Genomic DNA, 17,386 nt, shown 5'->3' with positions numbered 1-17,386 from the left:
GATGGCAACCCCCAGTCCAGAGGGCTGCCAGTTCTGCCAGGTCAAGCACCTTTGTGACGTCTACTGGCCGACCATCCCGCCTGCCGTCTCAGAGCCAGCACGGAGGAGTGGTTCGACTTCGAAGGACGCGCCCTTCGCCCGCACGGAACCCGAAGCTGGTATCTCGAGGCCACCAACTCGGCCGCCGAGGTCTTGGTGCGAACCGTGGAGACGAATGTGCCGTTCCCGCAGGGCGCCCGAATCCTGCTGCTCGGCGTTCGCCGAACCATCGACCCGGACAAGGATGACCGGCTCGTCATCTCGATGGTGAGCACGTCGGAGTGGTACCCGGTGTTCTCGTAACTACGCCTGCGCCTGGTGATCCGCAGCGAAGGGCGGTTGCTCATCGGCGTCGGATACCGGCAGGGGAACGCGAGCACCGTGTCGGACGGGGCGCACTAGCCGGTGGCTTCTCATGGTCGCCACCACGTGCTCCTGAGCCGCGCGTCTCACCGCCCATCGTTCCAGCCACCATCGAGCGACAGACTCGCCAGCGTCGGTGGGCTCAGGATCGAGCAGGTAGTCGGGCTCCGTGTCAATACCGAGAGAGTAGTCGCGCACGTTCTCGACGAGCGGCACCCCGTACAGGATTCGCTCCCGCCCGTGCTTGAGCAGTTCGTTGGTGGGCCATCCGAGCGCCGCGAGGCCAAGGCGCACCTTGCGAAGACGTGGACTCACGCCCTCACCGAACAGACTGTTGACGCGAGTGAGGCCTCCGGTCTGCTCCGAGAGCCTGACCAACGCTTCGACTGTCGCATCGGAGAAGTGGGACGTCCCGAACGATCTAGAGCGGCCAAGCTCATGGAACCCCATTCGCTGGTTCTCCGGACCGCCCATGGCCGAAGCCGGCCAGAACAGTCGGTTGTACTGGCTGGATCCCGTTCCATACAGCGAAGTCGTCCCCACAAACGAGAGCCGAGCCTCGCGTGTGATCGGGCGCCCCGCCATCGCGGAGGCAATCTCACTCGGCCGTGCGTACTTGGCCCGGTATGCAGCCAGGACGGTCGGCGATACAGCCAATGCGCCGACCAGTTTGCCAGCCGCCAGAGCGTTGTACGGAGCGACCGCGCCGCAGACGGTGAGATCAGCAATCACAGTACCGACCCGTTCACCACGCGCTCGCCGAGCGATCCGGCCGATCTGCGTCCTGGCCTTGGGATCGGCGAGCGCTTCCCGCAGCCTGGAGGCCGACGGGTTGGCTCCGAGGTAGGCGCCAAGCAGGCCTTGGATCTCAAGGGTCTCCGCGAGCAGCGCAGAGCGCTTTGACCGGAACAGCGGCGTTTCAGCACGCTCAGCCCAGGCGTCCGTCTCGATATTGCGTACCGCGCGGACTGGGCCACCGCGGTGGTGCTTCGCTCGATGACGTTCCGCATCGGCTCGCAGGCGAGCCGCGACATCCGGCGTCGGGCTCTTGAGGTCGTTCGGCTGGAGCACGCCATCGCGGAGCAGGTCATCGACGTAGATCTCCAGCCGCTGCATCTTGATCCGCCTGGCGAGCCAGCGGGCAATCTTGTCAGTTGGTGCAGCCTGCGCGTCGGCGACGAACTGCTTGGTGTCCCAGCCCATCCAGGTGTCACGCTCGGCGATCTGCACGACCGGGCTGGAGATCGCGGCCAGCCCGATCACGGAGTGAAACTCAGTGGCGGCGTCCCGGATCAAGATCGGCATCGATCGACCGGGGACCGTTGAGTATGCGTTGGACCAGGTGTGGCGGAAATACCGCCAGATGTCATGCAGGTTGAAGCCGGTCAATTCGCACTTGAGGGAACTGTCAACGATCTGCACGTACGGCTGGATGGCCTCCGACGCATCGCCCGCGCTTGTCAGCGCATCCGCGAGCTCACGCCCGTCTCGCATCAGATTGAAGATCGACACGAGGCGACCACCGTGTTGGTGCGAGCGTTCCATGCTCGCGACGAAGCGCCGCACGCTGGGCTGACGAAGCTGGGCGTCACGCCGGATATGCTCTTGGCGCCGGATGCGCGCCTTCTCCGCCTCACGATCGATGTGCACGCTAGGAGGACTCAGTAACGCACCAAGCCTGTCGACCTGAATGATCCAGCCCTGGTCGACGAGATCGATCAACGTGTGTGATGCAGCTGCCAGTCGCGGCTTGTTGTAGAGGTCGCCCAGGTCAGCTGCGGTGATCCAGAAGTCGTGATCGACGGCGACCCGGGGATCGAGCTGCGCTCGGGATAGCAGGGTGCACAGACGGATGAACCCCCGCCGCTCATTGGTCGTCGCCCCCGCTGGCAACACCAGCGGGATATACCTCGCGTCATCGGTCATGACTTCTGCAACATCCGTCCATACGTGGCGCTCCACGTTTCAAGTAGGTCGTCGACATGATGGCCGTCGCGCTCCAACTGCGCCGCGCTCCGGGCAAAGGACAACAGGAGGAGTTCGATCGACGTCCGCAGGTTCGCCGCTGCGTCGCCCTCGATTCCTTGCAGCGGTTGGTACAGCGCCACAAAGGCTGGGTGATCAGCGTTAATCGTGAGATCGAGTGTCCGGCGTGCTAGGTGCGACTTAAACATCACAGTCATCGGCAGCGCCTCGGAGGCGATCTGGTATCGGAGAGACCCGCTGCCCCCCCGAGATGGGATCAACGGCAGATCTGGATCAGCAGCCGCCGCGATGCGGCAGGATTTCTCTGCAGCGGCCTGGAACTTCACATCCTCGAAGGCTCGACGAACTCGTGCGTTCAACAGCCGGGCGATGGACTCAAGCTCCGGCTCGATTGCCTCGCGAAGAGCCGCGGACGGCCGGATACCCTGCTTGTTGATCGTTATGCCGAAGTGCTCATCGAGGATCGGGTCGAACTCGATCTCGCAGCGCCACCAATCGTCGTAGTTCTCCCGACGCTTGCCGCCCATGAGATGCCAGCCATTAGCAATCTCGCGTCCCGCCCGTAGAACGGAAACACCGCCACCTCCGACGATGCCAGCTCGCCGCTTTGTGACATTGTTGAGTTGATGCCAGCGGTGCACAGGCAACACGCTGAACCGCACGATGACGATCGATGTGTCACCACTTTCGGTCTCCAACTCGTAGCGGAGCGGTTCGAAGGCTAGGGCAGCGCTGGCTCCGTCCACCCTGCTTTCGAGAAGCAGCGGGTCGACCGGTGGAACGATGGTGTCATTGATTGTCAGACGCAGACCATCTCCCAGGAAACGTCGGTACATTCGACCCAGATCACGTCGCAGAGCCCTCTCCAACCACGCGAGACGGCGATATTCGATCCGATCACACTGAAGCCATCTAACGCAGGTTCCCGCCACCGTTGAACTTGGTCCCACCTGCGCCGCAACAAGGGCGGGCTCGGCACCAGTCGCAACCTCATCGACATCGAGTGTCACTCGGTACTTCGGGTTGCCGCCCTGCCACGATGTCACCTCGGCGCGCCTCGCTTGACTCAGGCTCGCTGCCGGAAGTCCCATCCCGAACCGTCCGAACGACTGCCGCGCATCGAAGCGAGACGACCCACCAAATCGGAGGCAGGCCTCAAGATCGCTCGGTGACATTCCATCGCCATCATCCACCACACTGATCTCAGGGAGACCTTCTTGGCCGCTCATTCTGACATCTATGGCAACGTTGGCGGCGCCAGCCTGGAGGGAATTGTCCACTAGTTCGGCCAAGGCAGTTGAGATACTCAGGTACCCCGACTCACGAACAGCACGGATGAAGTTCGCTGGCACTACGAGATCGGCGGACTGCTCATGTCGGCGTCTCATGCTCATCCCTCGTTCCTGTGCATTGAGCGCTCAGGGTAGCTGCTGGAGCACCCTGAAAACAAGCCACCGACCCTCGACCGTCTTAGCGAGCGCGACGCAGGATCCTGACTGTGATCCGTTTGGTCTTGGCCGGCTCAGTTAGATCGAGGCCATCCCCGTCCTCCAGTATGAGGCGCACGGTTGGCCGGGCCGTTCCTGCAGCCATGTCGTACGGCTTCGCCACCTTGAGCCAGACGACGCGGCCAGTTCGCTGAAGGTCGACGTTCACTTCGAACCCATCGGTCGTCAACCGCAGGAGTCGCCCAGAGACTTGCGAGGAGATGACCACAGCACCGGTGAGCGCATCCGGCATCGGATCGACCGACTTCAGCGAATTGATTCCAAGAACCTGAAGGGCGCCGATCGATCGTCCATGAAGACGGGCCAAGATCGCCTCGATCTCGTCCGCAGTCTGAAGGGCGGGCATAGGCCCCATCCTCGCAGGCCTCCGATCCGACCACACCAGCGGTACCAGTACCGTCACAGCCGTCGGCCTGACCACCTCCTCCGAGGTTCCTTCCTCACCTGGCTCACCAACGCTCTCCAGAGAAACTGCCACCACGGGAAAGTTTCGATTTCAACCACATGAGGGGCGTGAAGACCGCCAGGGTGGAAATGCAGAGTTCTTGAGGCCCCCTCGCCAACTTTGCTACTCAATGGGCAGCCCCGGGTCCGGCGGCTCCAACAGACGCACCTCGGCCACGCTGAGGAACCTTGGGGTACCGCCTGGATCCCGCTCCAACTCTCCCGTGACAGAAACAAGTTTGCGCTCGTTGTTCGCATGGACGGCAACGTCGTACGAGTCCGGATCCAGTCTCATCGTGATGTCGCGGGCCTTGTCGTTGTCGACTGCGCGGACCGTCACCTTGCCGTTCTCGTCGTCCTCGCCGCGAAGCAGGGCCTTTACATACCCAACGATCGTCTGTGTGCCGACGATGCGTTCGCCCTTCAAGTACTCCGACATCCGCTGGATCACAGGAACGGCCTCCTGCTCAATCCCTACCCGGGCTGGTGCGCCCGGAGCAGGAAGCCTCTCGGCCCATGTGAACGAGACATCAAGCTCGTCGATGCTCTCCGTGCGAAGTGTCTTGGCCACGGCATCGCACAGTTCGTACGAGACCCCGGCGTCTACCGCCTCGTTCATCTCGCGCCGCCCGGGCACGCTCTCGCCGTACGCCATCTCCCCCAGGGTGGTCAGGCCCTGGGCGAAACGCAGCATCGCGAGCCGCGCGAACGGCAGCGAGAAGTCTCCCGCGAACAGTGGCTCATCGTCCGCGTCTTCTGCCGCGAGGATCGGAATCCGACTGATGATTGGGATGATGTAGCTGCCGCGCCTCGTCTGGCCCATCCGAACCTGGCGGGAGTAGTCCCGCGCGCGTTCGGGAATGCTGTGGCCGAAATAGCTCCTCGGCTGGATCGCAGCATTAGCCGAGGCAAGGAGCGCTCGATGCGCCTCGGCTATAAGCGTCTGGGCATCGTGGAGGGGCATCGAGTCGTCAATCGACCGGGCGCCGACCGCACGCAACTCCGTGATGTCGGAGCCGGACTTCGTGATCGCCAGCACGACTCCGGCCTCGTCCGTTCCCGCTGCCGCACTCAGGGAACGGAGCATCTCCGCCCACCGCAGTCCGAAGTCGGGAGCCTCTACCAGAAGGGGGACAACGACCGTGTGACGATCCGATTTCCACCGGGAAGCAACGTCCCCCAACCGTCCAGTCTGGCGCCATCCTCGCCAGCGAAGCCATGCCGTCACGTCGGTCGGCGTAGCGCCGCCGGCGACCTCGGCGGCGTACCCGTCGGTCATGACGACCACCTTGCCGCTGAGTCTGCCATCAATCGCCGCATTGCCTCGATGGTCAGGCGGTTCTCCAGGGGCACCTTCAGTCTCACGGTCACGTCATTTGGGGTTTCCGGAGCCCCATGAAGCGGGAGGAAGTACGCACAGCGGGTAAGTACCGTGCGGTGCTCGTCAAGAGAGACCCATTGCTCTGGCTCGCCATCAACGACGATGAGGGCAAGCACGCCGTACCCCGAGCGCTGCTTGGCACGCAGAAGGTTGTAGGTCCTGACATCCAAGTCATGCACAAGACAACCACCCTGGATCTCCGGATGGCTCGTCGCCTTTAGCTGAAAGTCAAGTACATGAAGATCCGACGTCACAGTCATATCAACGCCGCGCTCGTCGTCTGCAACGATCTCGTATGTGAAGTTCGCCCCTGCCGCAGCCGCAATGACCCACGCCCGGCTGTACCGCTCCTTCTGCTTCGGCGCGGCATCAGTCACGTCTGGAAACATAGCGGGGGCTGGACACCTGCGTTGGCGATTCAACCGTTCTGTCACCACAATGCGCCATCGTCGCGATGAGATCACCCGCGGCGATTCCATGGACGGTGGTTGGCTACGGCGCTGTCTCGGACCTCGCGTCGCCCTGTCCTCGGTCGTAGCCCTCGATGCCGCCCTCGAACCAGCAGTGCGTCGCAAGCTGGAGCATCGCGAGGTCGACCGACATGCCGTCGGCGACGTTCTTGCGAGCATCCTGAAGGAGCGCCTCGAGTATGGGGTTCTCCGGGCTCGGCCAGGGAGGTTCGGGCATCTTTGCGGTGCGCTGCGTCGCCCAGTCTCCCCGCCTCATGTCCTGCTCCCACGTGTACGTCTGGGCGGCCTCCCAGGCTTCCTGTCGGTCCATGGTGCCTACCGTGCCACCAACCCGGAGCCAGCACTGGTGTCTGCGACTCGATCGACGCCATAGGTGGCGATCGGGACACGAATTTGGGTCAGGAATTTCGCCGTACAGGGCAGCCGAGGTGGCATCGAGCGGCACGAATCGGCACGTCACGGAGCGTAAATCGACGTCAGCAGGCCTCGCCATGCGGGGCGAGAGTGTCACGTGGCACCAGTGACAGGCGGCATAGCCGATGGAGAGAATGACAGGAATGTATCGCCTCCTCGCCTCCTCGAACGCCTCGGGCGACCACTCCCACCAGTCGACGGGATTGTCCTTGTGTTGCTGGAGATACGGGCTCGTCGCGGCGCCAAGTCGGTTCATGGGTCCATGATCCCGCAGGACCAAGCGGGGCTCAGTCCTCGAGCGGCCCCAGGCACGGGCCGGCGACGAACCGGGCCGTCGGATCGGCGAGGACGTCGAGCTCGAGGACGACGAGCTCGTTGTGACCGGGCCGGATCACCGGGCCGGGCACGAAGAGGGTGTGCTGCGGCCCGCGTCGCCAGTAGCGGCCCAGGCAGAAGCCGTTGACCCAGGCGATGCCCTTGCCCCAGGCGGTGGTGTCGAGGAAGAGGTCGACGTCGGGCTCGGCCGAGAAGTGCGCGCGCCACGCGGTGGGCCCGACCCCGGCGCCACCGCCGTCGGAGGAGCCTGTCTCCCACAGGCGTGGCAGCCGGTCGAGGTCGATTGCCAGGACCTCCCAACCAGTGAGCGGCACCCCATCGAGCAGAGCCGGCCCGACCAACCCCTTGTGCTCGCCGATGCGGGCGCCGTAGTTGACCCGGCCCTGGTCCTCGACGACCAGCTCCAGCCGGCCGCGCCCACGCGGGAGCGCGATCGCCCGCTCGTGGTGCTCCCGCTCGAGGATGCCGACGGGAGCGCCGTCGAGGAGGACGGCGGCGCGGTCGCGGACCTCGCCGAGGGTGAGGACCCCCGGGCCGTCGCCCGGCAGCTCGGTCCGGTAGACGGCCAGACGAGTGTCCGTCTCCAGCTCGTCCAGGACCGGCAGCGACTCCCAGCTGCTCCAGGTGCCCCAGCGCGCCGGGTCGTCGAGCAGCCGGACCGGCTCGCCCAGTTCCACCGTCTGCTCGGGCGCGGGACCGGCCAAGGCCGGGACCTCGGCCGGAACCGGCGCATGACGGGAGATGACCTCGCGGAACGCGAAGTACTTCGCCGTCGGGTTCCCGGCCTCGTCCAGGGGCGCGTCGTAGTCGTACGACGTCACCGTCGGCCGGTAGGTCCCCTTGTCGTTGGCACCGCTGGTCAGGCCGAAGTTCGTGCCGCCGTGGAACATGTAGACGTTGACCGAGGCGCCGGCCGCGAGCAAGGCGTCGAGCTCCGCGGCGGCCTGTTCGACGCCGGTGGCGTGGTGGATGCCTCCCCAGTGGTCGAACCAGCCGTCCCAGAACTCCATGCACATCAGCGGCCCGGTCGGCTGGTGGTCGCGGAGGGTACGCAAGCGGTTCACGCTGTCCGACCCGAAGGAGCTGGTACGCAGCACGCCGTCGATTCCGCCGGCGGCGAGCATGGCATCGACGGGCTGGTCCACGGTGACCAGCGGCACGCCGATGCCGGCTCCACGGATCATCTCCACGAGGGCACGGAGGTAGTCCCGGTCGTCGCCATACGCGCCGTACTCGTTCTCCACCTGGACCAACAGCACGGGTCCGCCCTGGTCGACCTGGTGCGGGCGTACGAGCGCCGAGACCTGGTGGAGGTACTTCTCGACCTCGCCGAGGAAGCGCGGCTCGTGGCGGCGGATCCCGACGCCCGGCTCCCGGAACAGCCAGGGTGGCAGCCCGCCGTTGTCCCACTCCGCGCAGATGAACGGCCCCGGACGCACGATCGCGTACATGCCTGCCTCCCCCACCAGGCGGAGGAACCGCGGCAGGTCGAGGATGCCGTCGGTGTCGAAGACGCCAGGCCGGGGGCTGTGGGCGTTCCACGGCACGTAGGTCTCGATGGTGTTGAGGCCCATCAGCCGGGCTTTCTCGATCCGGTCCGCCCAGTGGTCGGGGTGGACCCGGAAGTAGTGCAGCGCACCGGAGAGGATCCGGAACGGCTCACCGTCGAGAAGGAAGTCGGACTCGCCGATCGTGAACTCGGGCATACCTGCCTCTCGTGGGCAACGGACAGCCGCCGCTCCGCGATGTGCGGCGGCTGTCCGTTCCGTCGGTCGTGGATCCCTCGGGCGTCAGTTGACGCTGAAGCCCTGCTCGTCGCCGTACTTCACGAGCGCCTCCTGCCAAGCCTCCAGACCGCCTTCGAGGGCGGAGTGGGTCTGGTAGGACTTGCCGACGGTGTCGCCGTAGATCGTGTCTGCGTACAGCTGGTAGGGCAGGTACTGCCAGCCCTCGACCACCTGGGTGGCCGCCTCGGTGAGCACCTGGTTGACCTGCTGGCCACCGAAGTAGTCGAGCTTCTTGTCGACGAACGCCGGGTCTTCAAGGTCCGCGACCGTGGCCGGGAAGCCACCGCTCTCCAGGAACGGCTCGACGCCCTCGTCATGGTTGAGCCAGCGTACGAAGGCCGCTGCCAGCGCGGGGTTCTTGCTCTGCTTCAGCACCGACTGGGTGCTGCCGCCGTTCTCGGCGGTCGCCGGCTTTCCGTCGTACGTCGGCATCGGAGCGGCCCGCCACTTGCCCGCGCCCTCCAGCACCGACTGCTCGAAGACGCCCGGCGCCCACGCGCCGAGCGCGATGCTGGCGATGGTGCCGTCACCGAGCGCCTTGTACCACTCCTCGGTCCAGCCGGGGATGCTGCAGACGAGCTCGTTCTCGACGAGCTGGTTCCACACGCCCGTCCACTTCAGCGTGCCCTCGTCCTGCAGGTCGATCGTGACGCTCTCGCCGTCGGACTCGAACGGCGTGCCACCGGCCTGCCAGATCATGCTGGTGGTGAAGCCGGCGTCACCGCTGTCGTTGGTGATGCACTGCGACGGGTTCTCCTTCTTGATGGTCCGGGCAGCCTCGACGTACTCGTCCCAGGTGGTCGGCACCTCGAGCTTGTGCTCGTCGAAGACCTCCTGGTTGTAGAAGAGCGCCATCGGACCGGAGTCCTGGGGAAGGCCGTAGAGGCCGTCCCCGGCCTGCACCGACGCCCAGGTCGACGGCGTGTAGTCCGACTCGAACTCGTCGAACCCGTACTGGCGCAGGTCGACCAGCTCCCCCGGCAGCGCGAACTGCGGCAGCGCCTTGTACTCGACCTGTGCCACGTCGGGGCCGCCGGAGCCGGCCTTGATCGCGTTCTGCAGCTTCGTGTAGTGGTCGTTGCCGGTGCCGGCGTTGACCAGCTTCACGTCGACGTTCGGGTACTGGTCCTCGAACGCCGCGACCTGGGCCTCGGCGGACGGGGTCCACGTCCAGTAGGTGATGGTGCCACCCTCCTCGAGGGCGGCGTCGAGGTCTGCGGCCGTGCCTTCGCCTCCGCTGCCGCCCGCGTCCTCCGAGCCGCAGCCGGCGAGCACGGAGGCGGCCGTGAGGGCTGCCGCGACAAGGGCGATCCGGCGGCGGGCTCTGCGCCCACTGATGATCAACATGTCGTTCCTTTCATTTCACTGTTTGACGCTTCCCGCGCTCAGGCCGGACTGCCAGAACCGCTGGAGGAGGATGAAGGCGATGACGAGCGGGACGATGGTCAGCAGGGATCCGGTGACCACCAGGTTGTAGACGGGCTGCGCGTTGGCGCCCGTCGCCTGGGCGCTCCACTGGGTGAGGCCCACCGTGAGCGGGTAGAGCTTCGGCTCGCTCAGCATGATCAGCGGCAGGAAGTAGTTGTTCCACGTCGAGACCACGGCGAACAGCAGCACCGTGACGATGCCGGGAGCGAGCAGGCGCACCGTGACCGTGAAGAAGATCCGGATCTCGCCGGCGCCGTCGATGCGCGCCGCCTCGATCAGCTCGTCCGGTACGGCGTCCGCGGCGTAGACCCACATCAGGTACAGGCCGAACGGGCTGATCAGCGAGGGGATGATGATCGCCCAGACCGTGTTGGTGAGCCCCATGTTCGAGAACATCAGGAACGTCGGCACGGCCAGGGCGGTGCCGGGCACGGCCACGGCGCCGATGATGACGGCGAAGACCGCGCGGCGTCCGGGGAACTTGTACTTGGCCAGGCCGTAGCCGGCCGCGGTGGCCAGCAGGGTCGCGCCGCCGGCTCCCACCACGACGTAGAGAAGGGTGTTCACCAGCCAGCGCAGGAAGATGCCGTCGCGATAGCTCAGCGTGTCGCGTACGTTGCTGAAGAACGCGAACTCGTCGCCGACCCACAGTCCCGGGCTCGAGAACAGGTCGTCCTGCGTCTTGGTGGCGCTCAGGATCAGCCACGCCAGCGGCACCAGGGTGTAGACGAGGAACAGCGCCATCAGCACGGTCAGCAGCGGCGATCGTCGCGGCGTCAGCGGCGACGCGCTCACCCGGCGCATCACTTCATCGCCTCTCGCGAGCCGCGGAGCTGGACGGCGTACGCGATCACCGCGGTCAGCAGGCCCATCACGATCGCGACCGTCGCCGAGTAGTTGTACTGCTGCCCGCCGAAGGACAGGTTGTAGGCGTAGAGGTTCGGTGTGTAGTAGGTCGTGATGACGTTGGGTTCCAGCGTGCGCAGGATGTTCGGCTCGTTGAAGAGCTGGAAGGTCCCGATGATCGAGAAGATCGTGGCGATCAGGATGGCCCCGCGCAGAGCGGGGATCTTGATCGAGAGCACGGTCCGCAGCGCCCCGGCGCCGTCGAGCGCGGCGGCCTCGTAGATCTCGCCGGGCACCGTGCGCAGCGCGGAGTAGAAGATCAGCATGTTGTAGCCCACGAACTCCCAGGTCACGATGTTGGCGATCGAGGCGAGCATCCAGTTGCTGCTCAGCGGCGCGATCGAGGTTCCGAACAGGTCGTTGAGGTCGGCGGCCAGCCCGAAGTTGGTGCCGTACATGAAGCCCCACATCAGGACGGCCACGACGCCGGGAACGGCGTACGGCAGGAAGATCACGAGCCGGAAGAAGCTCGTGGCGTAGAGCCGGGCGCTGTCGATGGCCAGCGCGGCCACCAGGGCGAGGCCCAGCATGATCGGCACCTGTACGACGAGGAACAGCAGGACCCGGAACGAGCCGTCCCAGAACTTGTCGTCGGTGAACACGTCGACGTAGTTGTCCAGACCGACGAACTCCGTGGTGCCGAAGAACGCCTGCGCGCGGAAGAGACTGAGATAGGCGGCGTAGCCGATCGGCGCCAGGAAGGTCAGCGCGAAGACCGCCAGGAACGGACCGACGAAGATCCACCCCTTCGTGTCGCTGCGCGACCACCGGCGACCGGGCACGGGTGGTCGCGCAGCACCACGGCCCTCCCGGCTTCTCTCCAACTGGGTCACGCCCTGGGACACCGGTCCCGCCTCCCTTCACCGCCTCTCGATGGCGGCCTGTTAACGTCAACAGGTACAGTGACGCACGACACATGTTGACGTCAACAGGTTGGCGGAAGGATTATTCGGCCCATGGCGACAGACAGCACGGCCGGGACACCAGTGCCACGACGAGGGGCCTCGCAGGCCGACGTCGCACGGATCGCCGGTGTCTCGGGGCAGACGGTCTCGCGGGTCGCGAACGGCGCCCGCTATGTCGATCCGGCCACCCGGGAGCGGGTGCTGTCCGCGATGCGCGAGGTCGGCTACCGGCCCAACCGCGCCGCCCGGGCGCTGCGCAGCGGACGGTTCCAGAGCATCGGCGTGATCGCGTTCGAGCTCTCCAGCGTCGGCACCACCCACACCCTCGACGCGATCGCGGCCGCCGCCACGGAGACCGGGTACGCCATCAACCTGCTGCCCGTGCTCGACGCCACCCAGGAGGCCGTGCGGGCGGCGTTCGACCAGCTCGGCGAGCAGGCTGTGGACGGCATCATCATCCTGGTGGAGACCCACCGGCTCGACGGTGTCGCCGTGCCGGAAGGACTTCCGGTGGTCGTGGTCGACTCCAGCGCACAGTACGACTACCCGATCGTCGACAACGACCAGGCCCATGGTGCGCGGCTGGCCACCGAGCACCTGCTTGAGCTCGGGCACGAGACGGTCTGGCACGTCGCCGGGCCCGAGCTGTCCTACTCCGCGCGGCGCCGCCGGGCGTCGTGGCAGGGGACGCTCGAGGCCCATGGCCGAGTGGTCCCGCCGGTGCTGTCGGGCGACTGGTCGACCAGGGCCGGCTACGAGGCCGGCCTCCGGCTGGCCGACAACGAGGAGGTGACCGCGGTGTTCACCGCGAACGACCAGATGGCCCTAGGGCTCCTGAGAGCCCTGCACGAGCGCGGTCGCCGGGTCCCCGAGGACGTCAGCGTCGTCGGCTTCGACGACATGGAGGAGGCGGCGTACTTCTGGCCGCCACTGACCACCGTCCACCAGTCGTTCGCCGAGGTCGGCCGGGGGGCGGTCGATGCCCTGATCCGGGAGATCCAGTCCGGCGAGCACGAGCACCAGGAGGTCCTGGTGCCGCCCAGGCTGGTGGTCCGGGCCAGCACCGCCGCGCCCCGCAGGACGACCGCATGAGCCGGCGACGCCAGCGCTGGGTGCGGTGGCCCGAATCGCTCACGACCGAGAGCGCTCGCGGACCGCTCGGCTTCGGCGCCGACTACAACCCCGACCAGTGGGAGCGGGAGGTCTGGGACGAGGACGTCCGGCTGATGCGTCAGGCCGGGGTCAACGTCGTCTCCCTCGGGATCTTCTCCTGGGCTCGCCTGCAGCCGACCGCGGACACCTGGGACTTCGCGTGGCTCGACGAGGTGATGGATCTCCTGCACGCCCACGGCATCGCCGTCGACCTCGCCACCGCGACCGCTTCGCCGCCGCCCTGGCTGAGCGCCGCGCACCCGGAGGTCCTCCCGGTCACACGCACCGGCGAGACGATGTGGCCGGGCGCCCGGCAGCACTGGCGGCCGACGTCACCCGTGTTCCGACAGCACGCCCTGGCGGTCGTCGAGATGATGGCGAGCCGGTACGCCCACCACCCCGCGCTCGCCGCCTGGCACGTCTCCAACGAGCTCGGTTGCCACAACCTCTACGACTACTCCGACGACGCCGCGGTGGCGTTCCGCGCCTGGCTGTCGCAGAGGTACGGCGACCTCGACGGGCTCAACCACGCCTGGGGCACCGCGTTCTGGTCGCAGCGCTACAGCGACTGGAGCCAGATCCTGCCGCCGCGGCTGACGCCCACGATTCCCAACCCGACGCACCAGCTCGACTTCAAGAGGTTCTCCTCCGACGCCCTGAAGGACCACCTCCGCGCCGAGCGAGAGATCCTCGACCGGCTGACCCCCGACGTGCCGGTGACCACGAACTTCATGGTCATGTCGCACTTCAACGGGATCGACTACGCCGACTGGGCGGCCGAGGTCGACTTCGTCTCCAACGACCACTACGTCCTGGTCGACGACCGCGCTCGTGACGAGCTGTCGTTCTCGGCCAACCTGACCGGCGGGATCGCCGGCGGTGAGCCGTGGTTCCTGATGGAGCACTCGACCAGCGCGGTCAACTGGCGCGCGATCAATCCGCCCAAGGCGGAGGGCGCGCTGGTGCGCGACTCGCTCACCCACGTGGCGCACGGCGCGGACGCCGTCTGCTTCTTCCAGTGGCGGCAGTCCTTGGCCGGCGCGGAGAAGTACCACTCGGCGATGGTTCCCCATGCCGGCGAGGACAGCGACGTCTACCGGACGGTGGTCCGGCTGGGCGGACACCTCGAGCAGCTCGCCCCCGTCGTCGGGTCGCGACGACGGCAGGCCCGCGCCGCGATCCTCTTCGACATCGAGTCGTCGTGGACCCTCGACCTGGATGCCAACCCGAGCTCCTCGGTGAGCCATCGGGCGGAGGCGCTCGACTGGTACGCCGCGTTCCTCGGGCTCGGGGTCCGGGCCGACGTCATTCCCGCCGGCGCGCCGCTCGACGGCTACGACGTGGTCGTGGCGCCGGTGCTGCACGTGATGCCGTCCGCGACGGCCGACCGGCTGAGGGAGTTCGTCGACCGTGGTGGCCACCTGATCACGACGTACTTCTCCGGCGTCGTGGACGAGAACAACCACGTGCTGCCGGGTGGCCATCCGGGTGCGCTGCGCGATCTGCTCGGCATCCGCATCGAGGAGTTCGGGCCGCTCCTGGACGGGGACGAGGTCGTTCTCGACGACGGCAGCACCGGGACGCTGTGGACCGACCGGATCACCGCGACGGCTCCCGACAGGCAGGTCCTCGCGACGTACAAGACGGGTCTGCAGGCGGGCCGTCCGGCCGTGACCCGACGGGCGGTCGGCCCCGGCTCGGCGACCTACGTCTCCACTCGGTTGGGCGCGGACGGTCTCGAGCCGCTGCTGGGCCGGCTGCTGCAGGCCGCGGGCGTGGAGAGCGAGCTGCCCGAGGCGCTTCGCGGCCGGGTGGAGCTCGCCATCCGCACGGACGGCGAGAGGGAGTACTGGTTCCTGGTCAACCGGACCGACGACGTGGTCGACCTCGGCGATCTGGGCGACCTCGGCGAGCCGATGTTCTCCTCGAGCGCCGACGGCGTCGAACTGGCGGGCTCCGGGGTGGCCGTGCTCACCCGCGCCGTCCGATGATCGGCACGACCCGCCACGCCCGCGGCGTGCACCTTCGTCGGGGCGACACGAGCCTGGTCGTCCGGCTGGACTCCACCGGGCTCCCGTGCATCCTCCACTGGGGACCGGATCTCGGCGAGACCACGGAGGAGCACCTGCCCGACCTCCTCCGCTCGCTGGAGATGCCGAGCCTCGACGGGCCGATCTACCAGCACTCGTGGGCCTCCGTGCTGCCGCAGCAGACCAGTGGCTGGGTCGGTCGTCCGGGTCTGCTGGGCAGCCGAGCGGGGCAGGCCTGGGCGCTCACCTTCGACTCGGTGGACCACACCGTCTCCGAGTCGACCGACTGCACCCGGCTCACCAGCGTCGCGCTGGACCGGCCGGCCGGCGTCGAGGTGTCCACCGAGATCGAGCTGTTCGGGAACGGTCTGCTGCGCCTGCGTGCCAGCGTACGGAACCTGGCGGAGACGCCGTACGAGGTGACACTGCTCGAGCCGGCCCTGCCGGTGCCGGCCGAGGCCGACGAGCTCCTGGGCATGGCAGGGCGGCACGCCCACGAGCGCACCCCGCAGCGCCACGCGTTCACCCAGGGACAGCACGTACGCGAGGCCTGGGGTGGCCGCCCCGGCCACGACTCGACCACCGTGCTGTGCGCCGGCAGGTCCGGGTTCGGCTTCCGTGCCGGTCGGGTGTGGGGTGTCCACCTCGGCTGGAGCGGAAACCAGGTGCTCTGCGCCGAGAACTCCTTCACCGGCTGGAAGCTGCTGCGCGGAGGCGAGCTGCTCATGCCCGGCGAGATGGTGCTGGGCCACGACGAGACCTATGCCTCACCCTGGCTCTACGCCTCGTGGGGCGAGGGGCTCGATGCCTTCTCCGGTCGCTTCCACGAGCACCTGCGGGCGCGCCCGACCCACCCGCGGCGCGAGCGACCGGTGCTCCTCAACACCTGGGAGGCCGTCTACTTCGACCGGGACATGGACAAGCTGATCGAGCTCGCCGAGCGCGCTGCGGAGCTCGGCGTCGAGCGCTACGTCCTGGACGACGGCTGGTTCAAGGGGCGACGCGACGCGACGAGCTCGCTGGGCGACTGGGTGGTGGACGAGGACGTGTTCCCGGACGGCCTCACCCCTCTGGTGAAGACCGTGCAGGGCCTGGGCATGGAGTTCGGGCTGTGGTTCGAGCCCGAGATGGTCAGCCTCGACTCCGACGTGGCCCGGGAGCATCCCGAGTGGATCCTCGGCACCCACGCCGGCCCCGGCATCAGCTCGCGCAACCAGCACGTCCTCGACCTCTCCAACCACGACGCCTGGGACCACGTGTTCGGTCAGATCTCGACGCTGGTGGACCGCTACGACATCGCCTACATCAAGTGGGATCACAACCGGCCGCTGACCGGCGCGGGCCGCGGCCGGGACCACAGGCCCGCGGTCCACCTGCAGACGCTCGCGGCCTATCGCCTGATGGACGCACTCCGCACCGAGCATCCCGGCCTCGAGATCGAGTCCTGCTGCGGCGGTGGCGGGCGCCTCGACCTGGGAGTCCTCGAGCGGACCGACCGGGCCTGGGTCTCCGACTGCATCGACGCCCACGAAGGACACCGTCTGGTCCGCTGGACCGGGCTGACCCTCCCGCCCGAGCTGATGGGCACCCACGTCGGATCGAGCTCCGACCACACCACCGGACGCCAGCACACCCTGCGCTTCCGTGCCGGCACCGCGATGTGGGGCCACCTCGGCATCGAGCGGGACCTCACCACCATGCCGGACGACGAGCGCGAGGAACTCCGGGCCTGGATCGCGCTCCACAAACGGTTCCGTGGGCTGCTCCACTCCGGCCGCGTCGTACGGGCGGACACCCTCGACGACGGCCTTCAGCTGGACGGCGTGGTCGCCCATGACGGGCGCGAGGCCCTGTTCCGCCTGTCGGCGCTCGACCTCACCCTGGGCCAGCCGGCCGGCCGCATCCGGTTCCCCGGCCTGACCGCGGAGACAGCGTACCGGGTGTTGCCCGTGCCTCTCGCGGTGTCACCCAAGGACCGCCCGCGACCCGCCTGGTACGACGGCGGCACGGTGATGAGCGGCCGACTGCTCGACGAGGTCGGCATCATCGCGCCCCTGCTGGAGGCCGACGACCTGGTCATCGTGCACCTGGTCGCGGAGGCGTAGTCGTACCCGACGAAGGACGAGATGCGGTCGTTCCAGGTCGCGGAGTGAGTCGATCGACCATCGCGACATCAGGCGTTCATTGTCCGTTTCCATCGTATTGGTTGAGCGAAATTCCGCATGACGGACCGAGCA

General features: G+C 67.2%; 14 protein-coding genes and 1 pseudogene. 4 read left to right on the top strand and 11 right to left on the bottom strand.

All coding sequences use genetic code 11. From position 1 onward, the window contains the following. The first annotated feature begins 204 nt into the window (after window positions 1-204). Window positions 205-342: a hypothetical protein gene (locus G5C66_RS25945; RefSeq protein ID WP_241248399.1), complete on the top strand. Its 138-nt coding sequence runs from the start codon at window positions 205-207 to the stop codon at window positions 340-342. Here the strand turns inward: G5C66_RS25945 and G5C66_RS10595 are convergent, their stop codons facing one another. The 11 genes and pseudogenes from G5C66_RS10595 to G5C66_RS10545 form a co-directional block, all read right to left on the bottom strand. Continuing rightward, window positions 343-2,328, bottom strand: a complete 1,986-nt coding sequence (locus G5C66_RS10595) for a Druantia anti-phage system protein DruA (protein ID WP_165110907.1) — start codon at window positions 2,326-2,328, stop codon at window positions 343-345. Then, window positions 2,325-3,782, bottom strand: coding sequence for an ATP-binding protein (locus G5C66_RS10590; RefSeq protein ID WP_206443934.1), 1,458 nt, complete (start codon window positions 3,780-3,782; stop codon window positions 2,325-2,327). The genes G5C66_RS10595 and G5C66_RS10590 overlap by 4 nt, the downstream gene beginning before the upstream one ends. Window positions 3,783-3,858: 76 nt before the next feature. Continuing rightward, complete coding sequence (locus G5C66_RS10585; protein ID WP_165110906.1) at window positions 3,859-4,242, bottom strand: hypothetical protein; 384 nt, start codon at window positions 4,240-4,242, stop codon at window positions 3,859-3,861. Window positions 4,243-4,464: 222 nt separating this feature from the next. Then, a complete protein-coding gene (locus G5C66_RS10580) occupies window positions 4,465-5,619 on the bottom strand; it encodes a hypothetical protein (protein ID WP_165110905.1) in 1,155 nt (384 codons plus the stop codon). Further along, on the bottom strand, window positions 5,616-6,098 hold the full coding sequence (locus G5C66_RS10575) for a DUF4365 domain-containing protein (protein WP_165110904.1): 483 nt from the start codon (window positions 6,096-6,098) through the stop codon (window positions 5,616-5,618). Before G5C66_RS10575 ends, G5C66_RS10580 begins: the two co-directional genes overlap by 4 nt. A gap of 115 nt (window positions 6,099-6,213) precedes the next feature. Then, entirely contained in the window at window positions 6,214-6,501 is a 288-nt protein-coding gene (locus tag G5C66_RS25940) for a hypothetical protein (RefSeq protein ID WP_165110737.1), read from the bottom strand. 207 nt (window positions 6,502-6,708) lie between these two features. Further along, window positions 6,709-6,861, bottom strand: a pseudogene (locus tag G5C66_RS25935) (DUF255 domain-containing protein); the annotation flags it as partial. 31 nt (window positions 6,862-6,892) lie between these two features. Continuing rightward, window positions 6,893-8,647, bottom strand: coding sequence for a glycoside hydrolase family 35 protein (locus G5C66_RS10560; RefSeq protein WP_165110903.1), 1,755 nt, complete (start codon window positions 8,645-8,647; stop codon window positions 6,893-6,895). 84 nt (window positions 8,648-8,731) lie between these two features. Beyond that, the gene (locus G5C66_RS10555) at window positions 8,732-10,075 is read right to left on the bottom strand and encodes an ABC transporter substrate-binding protein (protein WP_165110902.1); all 1,344 of its coding nucleotides are present in this window, start codon (window positions 10,073-10,075) and stop codon (window positions 8,732-8,734) included. Window positions 10,076-10,090: 15 nt separating this feature from the next. After that, window positions 10,091-10,960 carry a carbohydrate ABC transporter permease gene (locus G5C66_RS10550; protein ID WP_165110901.1) on the bottom strand — a complete coding sequence of 290 codons (870 nt, stop codon included), beginning with the start codon at window positions 10,958-10,960 and terminating at the stop codon, window positions 10,091-10,093. Then, on the bottom strand, window positions 10,960-11,907 hold the full coding sequence (locus G5C66_RS10545; protein WP_338144137.1) for a carbohydrate ABC transporter permease: 948 nt from the start codon (window positions 11,905-11,907) through the stop codon (window positions 10,960-10,962). The genes G5C66_RS10550 and G5C66_RS10545 overlap by 1 nt, the downstream gene beginning before the upstream one ends. A 111-nt stretch (window positions 11,908-12,018) precedes the next feature. Between G5C66_RS10545 and G5C66_RS10540 the strand changes: the two genes are divergently transcribed. The 3 genes from G5C66_RS10540 to G5C66_RS10530 are packed head-to-tail and all read left to right on the top strand — an operon-like array spanning window position 12,019 to window position 17,254. Further along, complete coding sequence (locus G5C66_RS10540; RefSeq protein WP_165110900.1) at window positions 12,019-13,059, top strand: LacI family DNA-binding transcriptional regulator; 1,041 nt, start codon at window positions 12,019-12,021, stop codon at window positions 13,057-13,059. Next, window positions 13,056-15,110, top strand: a complete 2,055-nt coding sequence (locus G5C66_RS10535; protein WP_165110899.1) for a beta-galactosidase — start codon at window positions 13,056-13,058, stop codon at window positions 15,108-15,110. The genes G5C66_RS10540 and G5C66_RS10535 overlap by 4 nt, the downstream gene beginning before the upstream one ends. Beyond that, on the top strand, window positions 15,107-17,254 hold the full coding sequence (locus G5C66_RS10530; protein ID WP_165110898.1) for an alpha-galactosidase: 2,148 nt from the start codon (window positions 15,107-15,109) through the stop codon (window positions 17,252-17,254). Before G5C66_RS10535 ends, G5C66_RS10530 begins: the two co-directional genes overlap by 4 nt. The last annotated feature ends 132 nt before the right edge of the window (window positions 17,255-17,386 follow it).

Source organism: Nocardioides turkmenicus (assembly GCF_011045035.1).
In the GTDB taxonomy this organism is placed as follows: Bacteria; Actinomycetota; Actinomycetes; order Propionibacteriales; family Nocardioidaceae; genus Nocardioides; species Nocardioides turkmenicus.
This window is presented reverse-complemented; position numbering and strand designations above follow the sequence as displayed.

What these genes read in the sequence shown, in the direction of transcription:
- G5C66_RS10595 (WP_165110907.1), bottom strand. Translation starts at nt 2,328, where the DNA reads ATGACCGATGACGCGAGGTATATCCCGCTGGTGTTGCCAGCGGGGGCG.
- G5C66_RS10590 (WP_206443934.1), bottom strand. Translation starts at nt 3,782, where the DNA reads ATGAGCATGAGACGCCGACATGAGCAGTCCGCCGATCTCGTAGTGCCA.
- G5C66_RS10585 (WP_165110906.1), bottom strand. Translation starts at nt 4,242, where the DNA reads ATGCCCGCCCTTCAGACTGCGGACGAGATCGAGGCGATCTTGGCCCGT.
- G5C66_RS10580 (WP_165110905.1), bottom strand. Translation starts at nt 5,619, where the DNA reads ATGACCGACGGGTACGCCGCCGAGGTCGCCGGCGGCGCTACGCCGACC.
- G5C66_RS25940 (WP_165110737.1), bottom strand. Translation starts at nt 6,501, where the DNA reads ATGGACCGACAGGAAGCCTGGGAGGCCGCCCAGACGTACACGTGGGAG.
- G5C66_RS10560 (WP_165110903.1), bottom strand. Translation starts at nt 8,647, where the DNA reads ATGCCCGAGTTCACGATCGGCGAGTCCGACTTCCTTCTCGACGGTGAG.
- G5C66_RS10555 (WP_165110902.1), bottom strand. Translation starts at nt 10,075, where the DNA reads ATGTTGATCATCAGTGGGCGCAGAGCCCGCCGCCGGATCGCCCTTGTC.
- G5C66_RS10550 (WP_165110901.1), bottom strand. Translation starts at nt 10,960, where the DNA reads ATGCGCCGGGTGAGCGCGTCGCCGCTGACGCCGCGACGATCGCCGCTG.
- G5C66_RS10540 (WP_165110900.1), top strand. Translation starts at nt 12,019, where the DNA reads ATGGCGACAGACAGCACGGCCGGGACACCAGTGCCACGACGAGGGGCC.
- G5C66_RS10535 (WP_165110899.1), top strand. Translation starts at nt 13,056, where the DNA reads ATGAGCCGGCGACGCCAGCGCTGGGTGCGGTGGCCCGAATCGCTCACG.
- G5C66_RS10530 (WP_165110898.1), top strand. Translation starts at nt 15,107, where the DNA reads ATGATCGGCACGACCCGCCACGCCCGCGGCGTGCACCTTCGTCGGGGC.